The following is a 19,808-nucleotide window of genomic DNA, read 5'->3' as shown; positions in this document are numbered from 1 at the left end:
ACGCGGATGAAGAAAGATAAGGGCGGATTAATTCATAATTAAACACTCGTTGAAATTATGCGAGACTCAGTGATATATCAAGAAATTCTGGAAGAAGGTTTCGCTGAAGGTGAAGCTAAAGGTATCACCAAAGGTAAAGTTGAAGGAATAGCTGAAGCAACCAAAAAATTAGCTTTAAATTTGTTGCGAATTGGTATGAGTTTAGAACAAATTTCTGAAGTTACTGAATTATCTCTGGAACAAGTTCAAGCTTTACAAAAGGAGATAGAAAATCCTAATTCTAACTAAAGTAACTTCGATGTTTATAGGAATATCCCTGACTTTTTTAATAAGTTGGGGATATATTTTCTAATAATATGATCTTTTTAGGATAAAAATTATTCACAAATCTTGCTTTTACAAGATATTACAATTAGACAATAAAGGTATAAATTGGTTTAAAATAGAATATATTCTGTATAAAATTCCTATTTTCAACTATGACAAATCAAAAAAGCAAATTCACTGTTTACAACTTAGCAGGTAATGAAAAAGCTTTCTATTTAACTGAAAAAATTAATTTGGAAATTAAGCCGGATGCTATTCCTAAAAAGATAATAGCTCATAGTATCATTATTATTGATCGTTCTGGTTCAATGTATGGCGCTATTGAGGCTTTAAAGGAAACTTTAATTAAACTTTTGACTCTGGATGAATACAGTAATTCAGAATTAGTGATTAGTCTGATTTCTTATTCTTCTAAGGGTGATGTTACTTGTCATTTCCAGCGCATATCTATTAAAGAGGTAATGCAGCCAGATTCATTGTATGTTGCCAAAATTAAAGCAATTCAGGCTGGTTGTGCAACTTGTATTTCTCAATCTTTGAAATTAGCTCAAGAATTGATTCGTCCTAATGAATTAACAGCAATTACCTTACACAGTGACGGCTATGCTAATGATAGCAGTTTTAATTCTGAAGCAAAAGCAATAGAAGCCATTTGTAATGATTTGCAAAAATTGGATGTGTTTGTTAACACTATCGCGTATTCTCCCTATTCTGATTTTAAATTTCTAGCCAAAATTGCTAATTCTGTTTCTGGTTCTTGTCTGCAAGCTGGTAATATTAAGGAAGTTTATGACGCTCTTTATAATACCGGAAATGTGTTAAAAGAAGCGACAGGAATAGTTATAGAAGAACCGTTAGCTAGTGACTATAGTTATCAGGTGTTTTTCTCTCCCAGTGCTAAGAAAATTAATGGCACAAATCAAACTTTGAAAATATTTGGTCTGAAGCCGGAAGATGAGGCATATATCTATAAATATAAGCAAATTACCAAAGATGCTTATACTCAATTAACAGATATTCCTGTTGTCCAAAATGATGAATCAGTTTATGCTTTTGCTAAGGCTAATTTAGCAGATGGAAATCTCAATACTGCTAAATATGCGCTTGCTAGTACCTTTAATGCAACTTTAACAGCGAGACACGCGAAAGCTTTAACAAATGAAGACATTGCTAAATTTACCCAAGATTTAGATATTGCTATCTTTTATCCTCATGTTTTAGCAGAACATGAAATATTAGATCATGTGAAAGTTAATGATAAAATCTCGATTTTGGCATTGATTGATATTGTATCACAACATCGTTCACACATTATTATTAACCTCAAACATCTGCAAGCAAATTACCAAAGAAAAGGTGTCAAGCGTGTTAATGGGGTGCGGGGAGAAAATGGAGAGTTAATTCAACCTTGGTTAGAAATAGAATATATTGAACCAGGTGATTATGTGCAGATGGGTAGTTTTGATATTAACCGTAACACAGCGACTATTAATATGCTAATTCAGCAAAAAGTCAAGCTGGTAAAAGTTGAAGATAAAACTGCAATTACAGAAGTGGCTGGTGTGTTATTAAATGATTTAACGACTTTCAATAATTATACTATTGTCAGTGATGGAGAAATTAATGTCAAAGCTTTGAAAGTAAAAATTAGTAGTAAAAAAGCCTTTGATGATTTAAAAGCAGTGAGAGTAATTGATGGAGAAGAATTTGATTTTCAAAAAGAATACACAATTGAGTTAGAGAATTTACCCTTGGTTAGCTTTGAGGGTACTTACAGCATTATTGATGGATTGTTTTCCCAATTAGCAGAAATAAAAGTTGTGTCTAGTATTCTTGCTGCTCATTTACGGGAAGCATCAGATGTATTTATTCCCGCGCAAATAGAAGAACTGAAAAAACATTATCTCTCCAAAAGTCTGTATCTAAATTTTCCCACTACTAACGAATATACAGACTTGAAAGCAGCTTTATCTGACGGTACAGTTGACTCCAGAGTGAGTTATAAGATTGATATTGGTGGTACGGAAATTATCAATTTTAGTAAGTTGTCTTCTGCTAATCAGTTTCTGGATAGAAGATACGAAGTTTATGACAAAGAAACGGGAGAAATTTTTCCTAAACCTACCTTTGAACTAGCGTTTAATGAAAATATCGCTGTTCGTGCTAAAGCAGTTTCTGCGAGAATGAAACTTACCAAAGTCGATGATTTGATGAAACCGATTTTTGATGATTTTCTGGGAATTGAACAAAATGGCAGAGTTGCAGAAATTCTGAACAAAATTGGTGCTGGTAGTTTAGGGTTGTTATTACAAGCAAAACACGCTGGTACAACTGTAAATAAACAGGAAATGATTAATGCGATGACATCAGCACAAGGTAAATTAGAAGAGTACACAGAAAAAATTTACCAAGAAAATATTTCTCCTTTAGTCTTTTATATAGGTGCGACTGGTTTGTTACCAGATGAAATGTCTGCAAAAGCGATGACTGCTGATGAACTTGCTAGCCAATATCCCAATTTACAGTTTTCTAAATCTGAGCAGGAAGGGACATTTTTCTTAATTGGTGATACTGTAATTAGTGTTTATGCTCAAACAGAATATTACAGTAAAAAGTCAGTTGTTGTTAGTTAAGTTGTTAGTTAATTGATTTCGTAGGGGTTTAGCAATGCTAAACCCTGATTTTTTGGTGTTTAATATGTTAAAATATCAATATTTGCTATTTAAAAAATAGCATGTATGACAATATCTGTAAATTCATAGCTGAAAATAATATTTTTTCATGCTTCAGCAAGTTAATTTAAAAGCTCTATCAATTCATCTTTAGTCAAATCTGCATCCCGAATTATTTTTACTAATAGACCTTTTCCGATAGTTTTACCACTATGACAAGGAATAGAAACAACTCGATTATCTTCATGCTTCATTCTCACATGACTACCCTTTTGTCTCACTATATAAAAACCAGCTTTTTCTAGTGCAGCAATTAGTTCTTCTCCTGTAATTGTTGGTAGTTTTGTCATGATAATACTACCTTTTGCACGCCAATAAATTCTGTGGTTAATTCCTCTTCTAATTCTTCTACACACATTTCAATAACTTCTCTAATATTTTTCATCAGTTCATCAATAGTTTCTCCTTGACTGTAACAAGCCTTAAGTTGAGGAACTTCACCGATATACATACCATCTTCATCTCTTTCAATTACTACATAAAATTCTTTATTTTTCATGCTTTTATTTTCCATTATGAGAATTTACTACTAGAAGTTAATTACGTATTATTTTTATAATAACACTATAATTAGATGATGCTCTTACTATGAAAATAATAATGTGGGGTGATAAATGCAGGTTTAGCGATGTCTTAATACTAGGAAGAATTGATAAATTAAGCAGCCTAAAAATAAGCCTAACCCCCAAGCACATAGTCAAATTCAGTAGATATTTGAGATTTTTGCCTCTTGATGGGGAATACTAAAATTAGATACCTTGTCACATCAGAGCAAACTTATACCAATATGGACTGGACAACACCACTCAAGGCACAACAGACTGATTTTATTCAAAGACTTAAATCTGCTAACTTACTCCGTTGTGACGAAAAAGGCCAGCATAGTGAATTAACTGTCATTTCCGGTAAAAGGTTAGACCAATTACGGGATTTTTGCTGGGAGATGGTGAGAAAGTATAAACCAACCGACCCAAAAAATTACTTTATCAACAACATGAAGGGGAAGTTGGGTGAGGAAGTTGTCAAATCCCGTTTAGCCGATTTTGTCACGGAAGTTGACTATGAAAAGCGCGTTGGTGGTGATGGAAAAGTTGATTTTACCTTAACTTCTGACTCATCAATTGGTATTCAGGTTAAAGCCCGTAATGGCAACTTTGATAAAATTCAATGGTCAATTAGTCAAGAAGAAATTGAAAAAAATGCTGTTCTAGTTTGTATTTTAATTCAAGAAGAAGTTAGCGAAGCTCAGGCTGAATACAATCTGATTTTGGCGGGATTTTTACCAACAAATATGATTAAATCGGCTGCTAGTAAAGCCTTGGTGGGAATAGATGAATTGCTTTATTCTGGGGGTTTACGCAGCTATTTAGAAATTTGTAAATTTTCTCAACCTAACTACTATATTCGTCTTGGTGATGATTGTTTTACACAAAAAGATTATATAGGTGCGATTGGTAACTATACTAAAGCATTAGAACTTAATCCTCAAGTGGCTAAAGCTTACTTAAGGCGTGGTATTACTCGTAATGAGTTAGGAAATAAACCTGGTGCAATTGAGGATTACACTCAAGCAATTAAGATTAATCCTAACGATGCCCTTACTTACAGTGTTCGGGGTATTGCTTATTTTGAGCTAGGAAATAACAAAAGTGCGGTTAAGGATTATACGCAAGCAATTAAGATTAATCCCCATGATGCGCTCACTTATAGTGTTCGTGGTCTTGCCTATTTTAAACTAGGAAATAGCAAAAGTGCAATTGCAGATTACACTCAAGCAATCAAAATAAATCCTAACGCTGCCAATAGCTACTACAATCGTGGTATTGCTCAATATTGTTTGGAATACAAATACGAGGCAATTGAGGATTTAAAGACAGCAGCTAATATCTATAAATACCAGGGTAAAGAGCTAGACTATGAATATGCTTGTAAGCAAATTAGGCTTCTTCAGAATTAAGATTTATTTCTAGGAAAATAAATAAAATTAATCAAAGTTGGGTTTCATTTTCTTCTCTCCTTCTCTCTTCCTTTGCGCCTGGAGCGTCTCTGCGTGAGATAAAAAATATTTAACTTACCCAAAAATCACCATAAAAAATAGAACTAACTACTTAATAAGTATAGAAAACTTAACAAAAAAAACGCCAAAATAAAACGGCATTATCTCAACTTGCTGATATTATCTGTGATGCAATGATGATAAAAGAAAAATGGACGAAGATCAGCGTCGCGCTTATTGGCGTGCTAACACTACCTTAATTAGAAATCTTTTAATTGTTTGGGCTTTAGTGTCCCTAGTTTTTAGTATTTTATTAGTTCAACCATTAAATGCAATTCGGTTTTTTGGTGTTCCCTTTGGCTTTTGGATGGCGCAACAAGGATCAATTTTGGTTTTTGTGGTATTGATTTTTACTTACGCTTTCCAAATGGATAAATTAGACCGCAAATATAATACCAAAAAGTGAGGAGAAACAGTGTCAGTTGAACTTTGGACGATTATCTTAGTTGGACTTTCTTTTGTAGTTTACATTTACATTGGTTGGCAATCACGAGTAGAAAATACTAAAGACTTTTTTATTGCCGGTCAGGGAATACCTTCAATTGCAAATGGTGCGGCTACGGCGGCTGATTGGATGTCTGCGGCTTCGTTTATTTCAATGGCGGGGTTAATCTCGTTTTTGGGATATGACGGTTCTATTTATTTGATGGGTTGGACTGGTGGCTATGTTTTACTAGCATTATTATTAGCGCCTTATCTGCGAAAATTTGGTAAATATACTGTACCTGATTTTGTGGGCGATCGCTATTACTCTAACATAGCTCGGTTGGTGGCGGTAGTTGCAGCCATTTTCGTATCTCTTACCTACGTCGCTGGACAAATGCGCGGGGTGGGAATTGTCTTCAGTCGCTTCTTACAAGTAGACGTGAATACTGGCGTGATTATCGGGATGATCATTGTCGGCTTTTTTGCGGTTTTGGGAGGAATGAAAGGTATTACCTGGACACAAGTAGCCCAGTATTGTGTATTGATTTTCGCATACTTAATTCCGGCAATTGCGATCGCATACAAACTGACTGGTAATCCTATTCCCCAATTAGCTTTTACTGCTAGTGATATCGCCGATAAACTCAACCTCATTCAACTGGATTTAGGCTTTAAAGAATATACCCAGCCTTTTGCCAACAAATCAATGTTAGATATCCTATTCATTACTATTGCTTTAATGGTAGGAACTGCCGGTTTACCTCATATTATCGTCCGGTTTTACACAGTTAAAAGTGTCCGTGCAGCCCGTTATTCTGCTGGTTGGGCATTATTATTTATCGCCATTCTCTACACCACAGCCCCCGCAGTCGGGATGTTTTCTCGTTATAATCTAATTACTTCTTTGCATAATCAAACAATTGCCGAAGTACAGCAATTAGATTGGGTAAATAAATGGGAAAAAACCAAACTTCTAGCTTTTGAAGACAAAAATAAAGATGGACGTTTGCAATTAACTCCTAATAAAGAAACCAACGAAATTACAATTGATAAAGATATCATAGTTCTTTCTACCCCAGAAGTTGCTAACCTTCCCCCTTGGATAATTGCTTTAGTTGCGGCTGGTGGTTTAGCTGCGGCTTTATCCACAGCATCTGGTTTATTATTAGTAATTTCCAGTTCCGTCGCCCATGATGTTTATTACCGCATTTTTGATCCCACAGCTTCAGAACAAAAACGAGTATTTGTAGGGCGGATTGTGGTTGGTTTTGCCCTGGTTTTGGCTGGATATTTTGGGGTAAATCCACCAGGATTTGTGAGTGAAGTGGTAGCTTTTGCTTTTGGTTTAGCTGCCGCTAGTTTTTTCCCGGTGATATTCTTGGGAATTTTTGATAAACGCACCAATTCTGAAGGTGCAATTGCCGGAATGTTAACAGGTTTGATATTTACAATTATCTACATTGTCGGCGTGAAATTTGCCGGGATGACACCCTGGTTTTTTGGCGTTTCTGCTGAAGGAATTGGTACTTTAGGGATGATTATTAACTTTATTGTCACCCTGATAGTTTCTCGATTAACACCACCCCCACCCACAGAAATTCAGGCTTTGGTAGAAGATTTACGCACCCCCATTATTGAAGAATAAAAGAAGATGGGGAGATGGGGGGACGCGTAGACACGGGGACGCGGAGATGGGGAGATGCGGAGGAATTACGAATTACGAATTACGAATTACGAATTACGAATTACGAATTACGAATTACGAATTACGAATTACGAATTACGAATTACGAATTACGAATTATTTCCCCAGTTCTTGAATATTCTTCATTACTTGTTGATATAAGTCCTTATTTCCTTCTTTATCAAAAATAGTAGCTGCGCGTTGTAAATCTTTTAACGCCCCTCGCTTGTCTCCAGTAGCGGCAAAAGCGTTGCCTCGGTTATTAAAAGCAGGGCCAAAATTGGGATTGAGGCGGATAGCTTCATTGTAATCTGCGATCGCTTTCTGTTGTTCTCCCCTAGCAGCGTAAGTATTGCCCCGATTATTGTAGGCAATAGAATAATTGGAATCCAGACGAATGGCTTGTGTGTAGTCCTCCAGCGCCCCGTTGGTGTTTCCTTGGGTAGCGCGGGCATTTCCACGATTATTGTAGGCTTCCGCATAGTTAGGGGCTAGACGAATAGCTTCATTGTAATCTGCGATCGCTTTTTGTTGATCTCCCATAGATGCCAAGGCATTGGCGCGATTATTGTAAGTTTCCGCATCATTGGGATTGAGACGCAAGGCTTTATTATAATCAGCGATCGCACCTTCTTTGTTACCAATATCAAAATATGCCAATCCTCGACTTTTGAACGCCGGCGCATATTGGGAATTGAGGCTAATCGACCTACTATAGGCAGCAATAGCCGCTTGGGAATTGCCTTTAGCGTGCTGATTCTGTCCTTGAATATAAAAGTCTCCGGCTTTGGTTGTTTTCGCTGTACGACGATTGGGAGGACTAACTCCTACTTCTGTCACCAATACATCCTGATTTTTGCTGCAAGAACTGCATAGAATTCCACTTAAACCAGTAACAATTGCTATAGTGAATATTCTAACTAACACTTGCTTTTTCTGTGTCAATAACTGCCATTTCATAAATTTTTATAAACCGCATTTACACCTGGAGAAAATCATGACCAAAATCTATTTATGTTACTCCAATACAATTTTAACTTTTGCCAAAAGCTTTCACAAAATCAACAATATTTTAACATCTGATTTTTTTGTTTTTAATTAAAAGCTTTTTCAAAATTTAACCATTAAATTGTAGATTTAATGTATAAACACTTTCAGTTTTTAATTAATAAATTGTGCATTTTACTACATTTTTTATATGATTAAATTCATCTTTAATTATTCCTAGTACAAATTATTACAAAAAAAGGGAACAGGGAACAGATAAGAAACTTTAGTTCTCAGGGTAAACTCAGTCAAAAAACAGTGTCATTATTTCAATCTCATGTTTCTAAACATGAGTTTTTTCTGTTCCCTGTTGCCCGTTTCCTATTCCCTCTGAAATATTACTCATTATTAACTTCATCTTCCTGATTCTTAGCAATTATTCGCCAAACAGTAGTTTTTTCAATATCTACATCTAATTGTTCCAAATTTCTCCCTAAATCCTTTTGCAATTTCTCAGTCAGAGTAATCGAAAAATCTAAATCAATATTTTGATTTTCTACCAATCTCAATAATTCACTAAACTGCACTTTTACAGATTTACGATCATAATTACTGAGTCGGCAATATTCATTCTCAGAAATTTTTTGAACTTGCATTGCTTTCTTTAAACGTTCTTGTAAATAATCAAATTCCGAATTTATCAGCTTTCGCTGCTGTTCGATTTTTGTATATTTTTCAGAAAGTGTTGCTAAATCTTCTGTTGCCGGATCTGATCTAATTTGAGAACTTAAAGCCAATAACTGCAAGTGTACTTGAGCTAAATAAATGCAATCAAAGTAAGCATACTCTATCTGGTCTTCCGTTAAAGGTCTTATCCCCCAATCACTGCTTTGTTCTTGTTTATCAATATTGTGAAAATTACAAAGTGCAGTAGCTAGAGTTTTAAGTTGATAATTAGGTAATGGCAGCAAATGATAAGGAATTTTTTTAGCCATTTCTAAAGTACAAGTAATATTTTGAGCCTTCTTACTTCCTAAAAGTCTCAGATCATAACTAGCATTATGAAAAACTTTTTCGATAGCCGAATTAAACATAATTTGCACAGTAAAATCAGCAATTACATCAGGCTGATCTAAGACATCCAAAATATAAACGCTATTGCCGGTCATATCATGAGGATTATCCAATATCTGAATCAGCGATAATCTCGGATTACGACTTTTATAGTCAGCAACTTCTGTATCTATCCACAGAGTCTTAGATTTGGTAAATTCAGCAATTAGGGAACGAATTTCTCCAGCAGCAGTAAGATAAGGCATTGGTAGATTTAGGAAAATACAAATCACTCACAGTTTCCTAAATTAGCATTTTGTGACCAATTTAGCGCTGACACAATTTAGCGAAATGCCTGATACAAATCATAAGTATTCAAAAGAACACGATATTATCCGCTGCCCCATTATTATGATGAGTTTTTCCAAACATACCTGCCAATCTGCCAAAATATTCACAGTGATAGATGCTTTTGTTTTTTAAAACACGCAAACTCAAACCTATGCAAAAATCAATAAATCGTCAGTGGCGCTTGGCTGCACGTCCTGTAGGTGACATCAAAGAAAGTGATTTTGAGTATCGGGAAGAACCAATTCCCAGCCTCCAAGATGGTGAAGTACTGGTACGCAATATCTATCTTTCCCTAGATCCTACCCATCGCATTTGGATGAGTGATAGACCACAGTATATGCCTCCAGTTCAACTTGGGGAAGTGATGCGTGGTTTAGTTGTGGGTGCAGTCGAAGAATCCAAAAATCCCAACTTTCAACCAGGGGATTTAGTTTCGGGACTGCTAGGATGGCAAGATTACGCCGTAATTTCTCCTCCCAACCTCCTTTCTCTTATCAAACTACCGACACCCTTACCCGTTCCTCTCATAGGCTTTATGGGTCCCCTCAGCTTTATTGGCTGTACAGCTTATTTTGGTTTGCTGGATATCGGAAAACCCCAAGCTGGAGAAACCGTAGTTGTATCAGCGGCCTCTGGTGCGGTTGGTTCTCTAGTTGGACAAATCGCCAAAATTAAAGGTTGTCGTGTGGTGGGAATCACTGGTTCAGACGAGAAATGTCAATGGTTGTTAGAAGAACTCGGTTTTGATGCTGCAATTAACTATCAAACCGCAGATTTAATCCCAGCTTTAGCAAAATCATGTCCCAATGGGATTGATGTCTATTTCGAGAATGTTGGTGGTGCAATTCTTGATGCTGTTTTGACACAGGTGAATTTAAATGCACGCATTCCTTTATGTGGTTTGATTTCCACTTATAATTCTCAAGAACCTGTACCTGGCCCCTATAATTTCAGCCAGATTTTAATGAAGCGTGTACTGGTAAAAGGTTTTATTGTCTCTGATTATGTTCAGCAATGGGATGTTGCTTTTCGGGAAATCGGACAATGGATACAACAGGGGAAAATAAAATATAATCAGGAGATTGTCGAGGGATTGGAAAATGCACCCAAGGCGATTCTCAAACTTTTTGATGGGAATAAAATGGGAAAATTAATTGTCCAAGTTTCCCCCGAACCATAAGTAGGTTGGCGTTAAAAATTGTCGTTGGGATAAGGCAGGGGGCAGGGGGCAGGGGGCAGGGGGCAGGGGGCAGGGAGAAAAAGGGTTTTAGCCTTGTTTACTTTTCTTTACACAGTTTAGTTTTATTCAGTCTACCTGACTTGAAAATAAGACCCCACCCCTAACCCCTCCCCGCAAGCGATGAGGGGAATAAGAAGTTTTTCATCCCTCCTGGTGTACGCAGTTCATGATGGCTACTTAATCATCAACTAGTCAATAACTCATCAAAATAAACTCATCAAAAAGGCTCAAGTATTAATACCTGAGCCGTTTTTATATTCAATTAGCTTGCTAAAACCTATGCTTTAGCTAAAAGACTTAAGTCTTTTATTTTTAGTAGCGATTACGAGAACCGCCGCCACCACCGTAACCACCACGGCTTCCACCACCTGAAGAACCTCTGTCTTCTCTGGGTTTAGCCTTGTTTACTTTCAAGTCACGTCCCATCCATTCAGCACCATCAAGGGCATCAATTGCAGCCGTTTCTTCGGCTTCTGTACCCATTTCCACAAAACCAAAACCTCTGAGTTGTCCTGTTTCACGGTCAGTAGGTAGCTGAACACGTTTTACAGAACCATATTCTGCAAATACAGCAGATAAAGTATCTTGGGTAACTTCATAAGAGAGGTTGCCTACATAAATTGACATAGATTGTCTCCGAAATCATAAGAGTGTAGAGATTTAGGTTTCGGAGAAAAGTCTGTAAGTACCAAAAGGAGAAAGCCTATCAATATTAAAAACAAACGCGGTCGCCGAATTACTTCTCAGATTTCATGGTGTCATAGAAATTAACTAATGGGGGGAAAATTGCCAAAACTGTTACATAACTTTATGTAAACAATTGTTCAGGTTGAGTATTTTATTCAAATGTCAGTAGCTTTAGCTTTTAAAGTTGACAAGATTAACATCTAAACCTGTAACATTATTGAGAATAGCTATATTTTTATTACCAAAGCTAATCTCAGTATTACCGTCAATTTCATTTAAAACCAAACTCGCAGCAGAAATACCAAGTCCAGCTGCACCAGCGATACTGATAACATCAATACCAACCTGAAAATCTAAAATTGTGTTGTATGTTTCTGGTAGTTCAACTGTAACAATTTGGAACTCGTCAGCACCAGCACCTCCGCTGATTAAATTATTACCACCTGTCTGCACAATGAATTTATCATTACCATCACTACCCAAAGCCCGGTCATTACTACCCAGATAAAAGGTATCATTACCATCACCACCTGACATCCGACTATCACCTTTACCATCGGTAGCATCGAAAACGTCATCACCGGAACCACCAAAGGCGCGATCGCTCTTGCTCACATCTATAATGTCATTACCACTACCTAAGAAGACGCGGTTATTACTTGCATAGCTTTTGATAGCCAAGTCAACTTTGTCATCACCTGCACCAGTAAATACAATATCTACAACAGCTTCTAAATCCACACCTGCTTTTAAATCATCTGGTTCGGGAGTTCCAAATACCAATTTGCTTTCTGTGGGGAAAAAAGTTATACCAATGGGACGTTCTAGAATTGGGTTCGTAGGAACTAAAATCTGAACTGGATTAACAGGCGAACCACCCTCAGTATCATACTGAAGAATAGCGCCCTCTGTAGTGCTAACATCAAAACCCACAGTCAGTAAATCACCATTAGGAGCAAAAGCAAGTCCACCAATAAAATTATTGCTGGGTGGAGTTTCAGTTGTATAATTTGTAGAAAGAGTATCGACTAATTCCCCATTTTTTAAGTCATAGCGGCGAATGTCATTAGCAAAATCACTTACATACAAGTCACCATCTTTACCAACAGCTAAACCGAGCAAACTGACAAAACCAAAGCTATCTGGTGAAGGTTCAGGTGTAGCAAATACTGTTGGTGTTATTCCAGGAGTTAAAGAGTCGTAGCGTAAAACTTGACTAGGTTGGGTATAATTCAGGGTAATTCCACCAGTATCAGGGTTAACTGTGGCTACACTACCTTGGGTGGTAACATAGAGACTGTTATTGATAAAAAGTAGCCCGTTTGGTCCATTTAAACCACCTGCTTGACCATTTCCCTGAGCAAAAACATCAATAAATGCGCCATTTGAACCGTTATATCGTAATATTTGGTCACTGAAGAAACTGGCAACGTAGAAATTACCATCAGGTCCAAAAGCTATACCATAGGGACGAATTAAACCCCCGGTTTCATCCTCATCTGTATTTGCATCATCTCCCACAAAAGCATCAATAAATTCCCCATTTTGACCGTCAAATCTCAAAATAGAGGAACTTCCCGCTTCTACACCGCTGGCTATATAAAGGTCGCTTTTACCGTCACCGTTTCCATCTGGTCCAAATAGTAAGGTGTCAGGTCTATTAAGTTTACCCTGAGTAGCCGTGATAAATTCACCTGTATAGTTGCCTGTGGCAGCATCGAAGATGAGAACATTATTGCCGTTGGTGTTACCAACTAGAAAGCTACTATTCCTGTTTTGCATATTTTTATAGAAATATCATGGCTTACCCCTGTCACAATTTATCATGATATTATTGGAGAATAGGTAAATTAGTCGTTAGACTCTGATATTTGGTTATTTGAAAACTTTATTGCTAATCTATTTATCAGATTGAGTAACTCTAATTCGGCTTTGATTTTTTCCTTATCTTCATTTTCCTCTATATTAATTTCAGTATATTTGGTATTCGATGACAAAGTTATATAATCGGTGTCATTTGGCAATAAATAGTTGATATAAATCCCTTCTCTATCATTCCTAACTAGAAAATTGCTAGAATAATAGTCATCATGTATACGCTTTGGTAATGCTCTTGTTGTTAAAATTTGTTCAATAAACAAAGCTGTTGATTCAGTAATTTCTTGATGATTATATTTTTCGGTTAGTTTGTTTTTCTTTGCAACATAAGGATATAATTCTGCTTTATTATCATATTGAATTGGTAAAATAATAAAACCTTTTGAAGCCACCTCTGCTATTTTTTTTGATGGAATTTGTGAATTATGTGGAGTCAATAAAATTCCTTGAAATTGAAATTTAAGTTTATATGGTAAATGATTAGATATCTCAGTTTGTAAAATTTCCTTCAATCTTAAAATTTGTTCAATTCCATTTTCTAAAGAGTTGTGATTCTTACCTTTCATTTCAATAATAGTGCAAATGCAAGAATTTTAATCAATATAAAGAGACATATAATCTGGACGCTTTAATGCTTGATTTCTAATAAGAGGATCATTTCTTCTATCTATTTCAAACAAAATACATATAGCTTGATTTTGAGAATCTAAACTTATCCGAAAATGTACACCACTTTCTTTAGGAACAGTTCTTCCTGGTACGGTACAGAACACTAGGAGATTTTCTAGAAAGTTAAAATTTTGCCAGTCGAGTTTATCTTTTTTATCCTTGAGAATTTGAGCAGGATTAATCTTCTGTTTCATCTGCTTTTTCTTGTCCTGCTTCATAAATTTGAAAAAACTTTTGTTGAATATCTACAGAAACATCACTTAAAGTATCCCATCTTATACCATAATCTGGATCATTTAATGAAACTAATTTATTATCTTTCATTTCATACGCACTAACTTTATCCATAGGTAAAAATGCTCTTTCATCTTGAAGATATAAAGATGAAGATTGACGTTTTAATATTTCAGGATTTTCATAATTACCATTAACTAAATTATTCAGATGTGCCATAATATATGGACTATGGGTTGTGAGTAAAATTCTCACACCAAGATTAACAAGAATAGATAATGCTTCCAGTAGCTTCGCTTGTGATTCTGGGTGTAAGTTCATCTCTGGTTCATCTATTACCAGAAAATCACCTTTACTTGCACGATATCTTAAATATAACAGTAATGGTGCAAGTTGTTTTATAGAAGATGAAGCATTATATATATCAATTTCTAAACCTTTTTTAACTAAAACTTTTATTTCTTTTCCACCCAGCTTAGTAGGTTTTAAATTAGTTTTATTTTTGTTTTGTAGATGTTTTTCAATTTCATCAGCTAATTTCTGAAATTCGTTTTTATTTATTGGATTAATCTTCGGTATTTTTTGAAGTTCTATGTCCGATAGAAAATCTAAAAAATCTTCTACTGGTTGTGGATAACGAATATCACCTTGTTCTTTTAGTAGATCAAGTTGTCTTGTAGAACTACTACTAATACTAAATAATTCCCTTTGAGTTTCTTTAAGAAGTTTGTAGCGCCTATTTGCCAGCATTTTATATGTATTTATAAATGCGTTTCGTTCAGCAGGTAATGGCAATGGTAAGGAATTAGAAAAAAGTGCTTGTTTAAAGAGATAAATAAATACTATTTCTGGACTGTTATGAAAAGGTAGAAACAATTCCCTAAAATTTATGCTTTCCTCTTTATTTTTAGATTGCATTTGAAACAATAAAAAATTATTTTTTTGACTAATTTTTAGAGAAATTTCATCTGTACTAAAAAAAGGTTCTAAAGAAAAAACTTCTTGTTGAATTAATTTATTTATAGCCTTTCTTACGTCTTGTGGATCAATTATCATTTCAAATGATGTTTGGGAAAAAAGTTTATTACTGGAATCCTGAAAAAATGATTCTAATAAACTTCCTTGAAATTTTTTTGCTGTTTCTTCAGCATCTTTTATGAAGAATTCAAATAGTTTCTCATCTATCGGTATTGACCAATTACCTTCTTGTTCTTCCCTAAAGTCTAAGTTTTGAATTTCGTTGATGCGTATATTTCTAGCAACACGCTGCCATAAACCATAAATAGAATAAGCAATATAAGTTTTACCTGAGTTATTAGGTCCAATAATTACTGTCAGAGGACGCAAATCTAACTCTGTTTCTTTAATACATCCTAAGTTTGAGAATTTGATTTTCATTTTTCGCCTATATTCCAATATAGAAAATACTATTAATGATGTTGTTTACTGATAAAGTATATGAGGATATGCTATTTCATTTTATCTCTAATTTCGATATCACTAAGTTTGATTTTACAAACTTAATAAGTTTTAGTTGATGATTCTGAGTAAAAAGCTATAGTTAGGTTGTTACATAAAATATGCTTTCCTACACGCTTATTAGCCACACTCTAACATCCCCCATAACACATTTTTTGCTTCATGTCCTCACATTGTCCCCAGCAGTAATAGAATAATAACGATCGCCTTATAAAGCCTACCAAAAACAGAAGGTAGCGATTAAGTAGCAGATTTGACAGAAGTAGAACACCAAAACTCTGTATCCAGAAGAGATTACTGAAAAGCGAAGTAAAAATTTTTATGGTTTCCCAAATTCGGTTTTTGATGTGCGCTCCTGACCATTATGATGTGGATTATGTGATTAATCCTTGGATGGAAGGGAATATTCACAAGTCATCACGCGATCGCGCAGTGGAGCAATGGAATAAATTATACAATGTTATCAAAAATCATGCCATTGTTGATTTAGTCGCCCCAGAAAAAGGCTGGCCTGATATGGTATTCAGTGCCAATGCGGGTTTAGTTCTCGGTGAGAACGTCGTTCTCAGCCGCTTTTTACATAAAGAACGCCAAGGTGAAGAACCGTATTTTCAACAGTGGTTTGAAAACAATGGTTTTAATGTTTACACACTTCCCAAAGACCTACCCTTTGAAGGTGCTGGTGACGCACTCCTAGACCGAGAAGGGCGTTGGTTATGGGCTGGATACGGTTTTCGGTCAGAATTAGATTCTCACCCCTACCTGGCTAAATGGCTGGACATTGAGGTGATTTCTCTGCGCTTAATGGATGAGCGTTTTTATCATCTTGATACCTGCTTTTGTCCTTTGGCAAATGGTTATTTGCTGTATTACCCTGGTGCGTTTGATTCCTACTCTAACCGTGTGATTGAAATGCGCGTTGCACCGGAAAAGCGGATTGCTATTGAAGAAGCTGATGCTGTCAACTTCGCTTGTAATGCGGTGAATGTGGAAAGCATCGTGATTATGAACAAAGCCAGTGATAATTTAAAATCACGTTTGGCTGAAGTTGGTTTCCAAGTCATTGAAACACCTTTAACCGAATTTCTCAAAGCTGGTGGTGCGGCGAAATGCTTGACTTTGCGGGTAACAGAACCTATTGGTGAGGAAATTCACGCGATCGCATCTGTAGAAAGTCGTGTTATCCGCATGGAAGGACACTTACTGGATGCAGGTTTGATTAACCGCGCTTTAGATTTAATTGTGGAAATGGGGGGAAGTTTCCAAGTTCTCAAATTCAACTTGGGAGAACAACGTCAAAGTACATCTGCAGCTGAGGTAAGGGTATCTGCACCATCCCATGAGGTGATGGAAGAGATTATATCTCAGTTGATTGATTTGGGTGCGGTTGATTTACCCCAAGACGAACGGGATGCTAAATTAGAACCTGTGATCCAAGCGGGTGTTGCTCCTGATGATTTCTATGTCAGCACGATTTATCCCACTGAAATCCGGGTAAATGGGGAATGGCTGAAAGTGCAGAATCAACGCATGGATGGGGCGATCGCTATTTCTCAAACTGCCAATGGTATAGTAGCTAAGTGTAAACTATTGCGTGATTTAGAAATAGGCGACAAAGTAGTTGTGGATGTATTAGGTATCCGCACCATCCGCAAAGCTGAATCACGAGAACAACGCAATTCCCAAGAGTTCAGCTTTATGTCTTCTGGTGTTTCCAGTGAAAGACGGGTGGAATTAGTCGTTGAACAAGTGGCTTGGGAATTACGTAAAATTAAGGATAGCGGTGGTAAAGTAGTTGTCACTGCTGGTCCTGTGGTAATTCATACTGGTGGCGGTGAACATTTATCACGGTTAGTTCGAGAAGGTTACGTACAAGGACTTTTAGGCGGAAATGCGATCGCTGTCCATGATATGGAACAAAACCTGCTGGGTACATCCCTGGGTGTGGACATGAAGCGGGGTGTAGCTGTCAGAGGTGGCCACCGACATCATTTAAAAGTCATTAATACCGTTCGCCGGTTTGGTAGCATTGCTAAAGCTGTAGAAGCGGGAGTTGTGAAAAGTGGGGTGATGTATGAATGCGTGAAAAATAACATTCCCTTTTCCCTCGCTGGTTCAATTCGGGATGATGGACCTTTACCTGATACCCAAATGAACCTGATTTTAGCACAACAGGAATATTCGCAAATCATCCAAGGTGCGGATATGATTCTGATGCTGTCTTCCATGCTGCATTCTATTGGGGTGGGAAATATGACTCCTGCGGGTGTGAAGATGGTTTGTGTGGATATTAACCCTGCGGTAGTGACTAAATTGAGCGATCGCGGTTCAATAGAATCTGTAGGTGTGGTGACTGATGTCGGTTTGTTCCTCAGTCTGTTAACTCAGCAGTTGGATAAATTGACGAGTCCTTATGTTGCTAAGGTAGGTTAAGAAATACAGCCTTTAAGATTCTCAATCTTGTGGTGCGGGCATCTTGCCCGCTAACATTTCAATATAATTGTTATTGAGGTAGGAATTATGGGAAAAATGCCAATAATTGACTCTAATCAATCCTACACCTTTGCTGATTATTTCAAATTGAATTATGAACCAGATGAAATTATAGGATATTTTGGGTATAAATTTCAATTACAATCTCTAACTTTACCAACAACTCAACAAAACTTAGAAAGATTAACAGACCTAAAAAATCGTATTGAAGAAAGTTTACCCTATATTAGTTTAACCAGTGAAATCGCCAGGAGAGAATTTTTAATTGCTCCTGTAATTATGGAACTAATTCACTATACCCATGCTAAAGTTAGAGTAGAGTATGGGTTAAATATCAATAATCAATTAAAAGGAGTTGTTGATTATTATATTAAAGCTGACAATCAATTATTAGTTATTGAAGCTAAAAATGCCGATTTAGAAAGAGGAATTGTCCAATTAGCTGTAGAATTAATTGCCTTTGATAATTGGTCTCCTATTGATAATCCTATCCTTTATGGTGCAGTTTCTATTGGTAATATTTGGCAATTTGTAATTTTACATCGTGAATCAAAAGAAATTACTCAAGATTTAAACCTTTATCGTGTACCAAATGATTTAGAAAGTTTAATGAAAATTTTAGTAGCTTTAATGAAGAATTTTTAGGATATTTACAATTAAAATCCTGTAAATCCTCAAATCCTGGATATCCTGATTCTGACAACCACAACACCCAATTTCTCACGCAGAGTCACAGAGAGTTATAATATAAACAACACGAAAAAAGAAATAATTAATTATGTTACAAACAGTGAAAGGAATTTACAAAAATGGAACAATTGAGTTAGCTGAAATTCCACCCAATATCTTAGAAAGCCAAGTTTTAATCACTTTTATAGAAACTACAACACCGGAAAATATTGGTGTAAAAAGTTCAACAGCAGAATTATTTAGTCCCCTTCGCGGTAAGGTTAAATATTTTGAAGATATAACTACCCCCACAACTGACGAATGGGGCGAAATATGACTGTTGTTTTAGATACTTGTGCCTTAATTTGGTGGAGTCTTGATCCAGATAAACTTTCTCTTCTAGCAAAATCAGCTTGTGAAAAGATGGAAGTTGAAAAAAATGGTTTTGTTGCTTCTATTTCACTTTGGGAAATAGCTATTAAAATTAAAAATCAAAAGTTAGATTTAGGAGTTTCCTTAACAACTTATCTGGAGACTTTACAAAAATCTGATGTGATTACAATAATTCCCATTGATAAAAATTGATGATTAGAAAGTGTTGCTTTAGAATGGAGTCATAAAGACCCAGCAGACAGGTTTATTGTTGCTTTAGCTGAAAAATATCAGGCTGATTTAATTACAGCAGATAAAATAATTATGGGATTTTATAATTCAGTTATTTGGTGAATTTTCCGATTTTTTTGAGTTAAATTTAATTGAATAAACGAACCGCAGAGTGTAGGATGACAGATGGATTGGTGAATGGCGAGAAGTGCTGGGATGTGGTGGGAAGTGTTGGGATGA

The 19,808-nt window shown here is 36.0% G+C and carries 18 protein-coding genes and 1 pseudogene; 10 read left to right on the top strand and 9 right to left on the bottom strand.

Features of this window, described 5'->3' with window-relative positions:
• The first annotated feature begins 57 nt into the window (after positions 1–57).
• The gene (locus ANA7108_RS0105795) at positions 58–288 is read left to right on the top strand and encodes a hypothetical protein (RefSeq protein WP_016949826.1); all 231 of its coding nucleotides are present in this window, start codon (positions 58–60) and stop codon (positions 286–288) included.
• 191 nt (positions 289–479) lie between these two features.
• Entirely contained in the window at positions 480–2,960 is a 2,481-nt protein-coding gene (locus ANA7108_RS0105790) for a vWA domain-containing protein (protein WP_016949825.1), read from the top strand.
• Positions 2,961–3,121: 161 nt separating this feature from the next.
• Here the strand turns inward: ANA7108_RS0105790 and ANA7108_RS0105785 are convergent, their stop codons facing one another.
• Positions 3,122–3,349: a type II toxin-antitoxin system HicA family toxin gene (locus tag ANA7108_RS0105785; protein ID WP_016949824.1), complete on the bottom strand. Its 228-nt coding sequence runs from the start codon at positions 3,347–3,349 to the stop codon at positions 3,122–3,124.
• Positions 3,346–3,558 carry a type II toxin-antitoxin system HicB family antitoxin gene (locus tag ANA7108_RS0105780; RefSeq protein WP_016949823.1) on the bottom strand — a complete coding sequence of 71 codons (213 nt, stop codon included), beginning with the start codon at positions 3,556–3,558 and terminating at the stop codon, positions 3,346–3,348. Before ANA7108_RS0105780 ends, ANA7108_RS0105785 begins: the two co-directional genes overlap by 4 nt.
• Positions 3,559–3,846: 288 nt before the next feature.
• Here ANA7108_RS0105780 and ANA7108_RS0105775 point away from each other — a divergent pair, with 288 nt between their 5' ends.
• The 3 genes from ANA7108_RS0105775 to ANA7108_RS0105765 all read left to right on the top strand — a co-directional run bounded on the left by ANA7108_RS0105775 (position 3,847) and on the right by ANA7108_RS0105765 (position 7,186).
• Positions 3,847–5,016, top strand: a complete 1,170-nt coding sequence (locus ANA7108_RS0105775; protein WP_026104002.1) for a tetratricopeptide repeat protein — start codon at positions 3,847–3,849, stop codon at positions 5,014–5,016.
• A 250-nt stretch (positions 5,017–5,266) separates the two neighbouring features.
• Positions 5,267–5,521 (top strand): DUF4212 domain-containing protein, encoded by a 255-nt coding sequence (locus ANA7108_RS0105770; protein ID WP_016949821.1) that lies wholly within the window; start codon positions 5,267–5,269, stop codon positions 5,519–5,521.
• A 9-nt stretch (positions 5,522–5,530) separates the two neighbouring features.
• Complete coding sequence (locus ANA7108_RS0105765; protein WP_016949820.1) at positions 5,531–7,186, top strand: sodium:solute symporter family protein; 1,656 nt, start codon at positions 5,531–5,533, stop codon at positions 7,184–7,186.
• A 156-nt stretch (positions 7,187–7,342) separates the two neighbouring features.
• Here the strand turns inward: ANA7108_RS0105765 and ANA7108_RS0105760 are convergent, their stop codons facing one another.
• Positions 7,343–8,185, bottom strand: coding sequence for a tetratricopeptide repeat protein (locus ANA7108_RS0105760; protein ID WP_016949819.1), 843 nt, complete (start codon positions 8,183–8,185; stop codon positions 7,343–7,345).
• A gap of 425 nt (positions 8,186–8,610) precedes the next feature.
• Positions 8,611–9,531, bottom strand: coding sequence for a ribonuclease D (locus tag ANA7108_RS0105755; RefSeq protein WP_016949818.1), 921 nt, complete (start codon positions 9,529–9,531; stop codon positions 8,611–8,613).
• A 236-nt stretch (positions 9,532–9,767) separates the two neighbouring features.
• Here ANA7108_RS0105755 and ANA7108_RS0105750 point away from each other — a divergent pair, with 236 nt between their 5' ends.
• Positions 9,768–10,796, top strand: coding sequence for an NADP-dependent oxidoreductase (locus ANA7108_RS0105750; protein WP_026104001.1), 1,029 nt, complete (start codon positions 9,768–9,770; stop codon positions 10,794–10,796).
• 372 nt (positions 10,797–11,168) lie between these two features.
• On the opposite strand, the gene ANA7108_RS0105745 is transcribed toward ANA7108_RS0105750, so the two are convergent.
• From ANA7108_RS0105745 to ANA7108_RS0105730, 5 genes are all read right to left on the bottom strand, one after another.
• On the bottom strand, positions 11,169–11,483 hold the full coding sequence (locus tag ANA7108_RS0105745; protein WP_016949816.1) for an RNA-binding protein: 315 nt from the start codon (positions 11,481–11,483) through the stop codon (positions 11,169–11,171).
• A 231-nt stretch (positions 11,484–11,714) separates the two neighbouring features.
• Positions 11,715–13,325 carry a hypothetical protein gene (locus ANA7108_RS0105740; protein ID WP_016949815.1) on the bottom strand — a complete coding sequence of 537 codons (1,611 nt, stop codon included), beginning with the start codon at positions 13,323–13,325 and terminating at the stop codon, positions 11,715–11,717.
• A 68-nt stretch (positions 13,326–13,393) separates the two neighbouring features.
• Entirely contained in the window at positions 13,394–13,987 is a 594-nt protein-coding gene (locus tag ANA7108_RS26890) for a hypothetical protein (RefSeq protein ID WP_016949814.1), read from the bottom strand.
• Positions 13,988–14,014: 27 nt separating this feature from the next.
• Positions 14,015–14,284 (bottom strand): hypothetical protein, encoded by a 270-nt coding sequence (locus ANA7108_RS30840; RefSeq protein WP_016949813.1) that lies wholly within the window; start codon positions 14,282–14,284, stop codon positions 14,015–14,017.
• Positions 14,268–15,722: an AAA family ATPase gene (locus tag ANA7108_RS0105730; protein ID WP_016949812.1), complete on the bottom strand. Its 1,455-nt coding sequence runs from the start codon at positions 15,720–15,722 to the stop codon at positions 14,268–14,270. The genes ANA7108_RS30840 and ANA7108_RS0105730 overlap by 17 nt, the downstream gene beginning before the upstream one ends.
• 402 nt (positions 15,723–16,124) lie before the next feature.
• Here ANA7108_RS0105730 and ANA7108_RS0105725 point away from each other — a divergent pair, with 402 nt between their 5' ends.
• The 4 genes and pseudogenes from ANA7108_RS0105725 (at position 16,125) to ANA7108_RS31345 (ending at position 19,691) form a co-directional block, all read left to right on the top strand.
• On the top strand, positions 16,125–18,236 hold the full coding sequence (locus ANA7108_RS0105725) for a TIGR00300 family protein (protein WP_016949811.1): 2,112 nt from the start codon (positions 16,125–16,127) through the stop codon (positions 18,234–18,236).
• A gap of 96 nt (positions 18,237–18,332) precedes the next feature.
• Positions 18,333–18,941: a hypothetical protein gene (locus ANA7108_RS0105720; RefSeq protein ID WP_237741486.1), complete on the top strand. Its 609-nt coding sequence runs from the start codon at positions 18,333–18,335 to the stop codon at positions 18,939–18,941.
• Positions 18,942–19,074: 133 nt separating this feature from the next.
• A complete protein-coding gene (locus tag ANA7108_RS30835; protein ID WP_016949809.1) occupies positions 19,075–19,302 on the top strand; it encodes a hypothetical protein in 228 nt (75 codons plus the stop codon).
• Positions 19,287–19,691, top strand: a pseudogene (locus tag ANA7108_RS31345) (type II toxin-antitoxin system VapC family toxin). The gene ANA7108_RS30835 and the pseudogene ANA7108_RS31345 overlap by 16 nt, the downstream one beginning before the upstream one ends.
• Positions 19,692–19,808: the final 117 nt, after the last annotated feature.

The organism is Anabaena sp. PCC 7108 (assembly GCF_000332135.1).
Taxonomy (GTDB): Bacteria; Cyanobacteriota; Cyanobacteriia; order Cyanobacteriales; family Nostocaceae; genus Anabaena.
The sequence above is the reverse complement of the archived record's forward strand: the minus strand, read 5'-3'. Positions and strand labels throughout refer to the sequence as shown.

Coding starts and splice junctions, on each gene's coding strand:
- ANA7108_RS0105775 (WP_026104002.1), top strand. CDS start 3,847: ATGGACTGGACAACACCACTCAAGGCACAACAGACTGATTTTATTCAA.
- ANA7108_RS0105795 (WP_016949826.1), top strand. CDS start 58: ATGCGAGACTCAGTGATATATCAAGAAATTCTGGAAGAAGGTTTCGCT.
- ANA7108_RS30835 (WP_016949809.1), top strand. CDS start 19,075: ATGTTACAAACAGTGAAAGGAATTTACAAAAATGGAACAATTGAGTTA.
- ANA7108_RS0105790 (WP_016949825.1), top strand. CDS start 480: ATGACAAATCAAAAAAGCAAATTCACTGTTTACAACTTAGCAGGTAAT.
- ANA7108_RS0105770 (WP_016949821.1), top strand. CDS start 5,267: ATGGACGAAGATCAGCGTCGCGCTTATTGGCGTGCTAACACTACCTTA.
- ANA7108_RS0105725 (WP_016949811.1), top strand. CDS start 16,125: ATGGTTTCCCAAATTCGGTTTTTGATGTGCGCTCCTGACCATTATGAT.
- ANA7108_RS0105745 (WP_016949816.1), bottom strand. CDS start 11,483: ATGTCAATTTATGTAGGCAACCTCTCTTATGAAGTTACCCAAGATACT.
- ANA7108_RS0105755 (WP_016949818.1), bottom strand. CDS start 9,531: ATGCCTTATCTTACTGCTGCTGGAGAAATTCGTTCCCTAATTGCTGAA.
- ANA7108_RS0105780 (WP_016949823.1), bottom strand. CDS start 3,558: ATGAAAAATAAAGAATTTTATGTAGTAATTGAAAGAGATGAAGATGGT.
- ANA7108_RS26890 (WP_016949814.1), bottom strand. CDS start 13,987: ATGAAAGGTAAGAATCACAACTCTTTAGAAAATGGAATTGAACAAATT.
- ANA7108_RS0105720 (WP_237741486.1), top strand. CDS start 18,333: ATGCCAATAATTGACTCTAATCAATCCTACACCTTTGCTGATTATTTC.
- ANA7108_RS0105760 (WP_016949819.1), bottom strand. CDS start 8,185: ATGAAATGGCAGTTATTGACACAGAAAAAGCAAGTGTTAGTTAGAATA.
- ANA7108_RS0105730 (WP_016949812.1), bottom strand. CDS start 15,722: ATGAAAATCAAATTCTCAAACTTAGGATGTATTAAAGAAACAGAGTTA.
- ANA7108_RS0105750 (WP_026104001.1), top strand. CDS start 9,768: ATGCAAAAATCAATAAATCGTCAGTGGCGCTTGGCTGCACGTCCTGTA.
- ANA7108_RS0105785 (WP_016949824.1), bottom strand. CDS start 3,349: ATGACAAAACTACCAACAATTACAGGAGAAGAACTAATTGCTGCACTA.
- ANA7108_RS30840 (WP_016949813.1), bottom strand. CDS start 14,284: ATGAAACAGAAGATTAATCCTGCTCAAATTCTCAAGGATAAAAAAGAT.
- ANA7108_RS0105740 (WP_016949815.1), bottom strand. CDS start 13,325: ATGCAAAACAGGAATAGTAGCTTTCTAGTTGGTAACACCAACGGCAAT.